This is a genomic window from Streptomyces sp. P17 (genome assembly GCF_032436805.1).
Classification (GTDB): domain Bacteria; phylum Actinomycetota; class Actinomycetes; order Streptomycetales; family Streptomycetaceae; genus Streptomyces.
The window spans coordinates 1-248 of the sequence record NZ_JAVRBF010001283.1; the positions used below are offsets into that span (position 1 = coordinate 1).

1 pseudogene is annotated in these 248 nt (G+C 52.0%); it reads left to right on the plus strand.

The features are described 5' to 3' along the window. Window positions 1-111: 111 nt before the first annotated feature. A pseudogene (locus tag RMT89_RS46415) lies at window positions 112-248 on the plus strand (coproporphyrinogen III oxidase); the annotation flags it as partial.

Genomic DNA, 248 nt, shown 5'->3' on the forward strand with positions numbered 1-248 from the left:
TTGCAGCAGGTACAAGCTTTTCTGATGGCACTGCAGGATCAAATTTGTCAGCAATTAGAGCAGGCTGATGCTGGCGCACGTTTTGTTGAAGATGCCTGACAACGGGCAGAAGGCGGTGGTGGTCGCAGTCGGGTACTCACTGCGGGCAAAGTATTTGAGCAAGCTGGCGTTAATTATTCACATGTTTATGGTGCGCAAATGCCAGCTTATGCTACGGCACACCGACCAGAGCTCGCCGGGCGTAACTT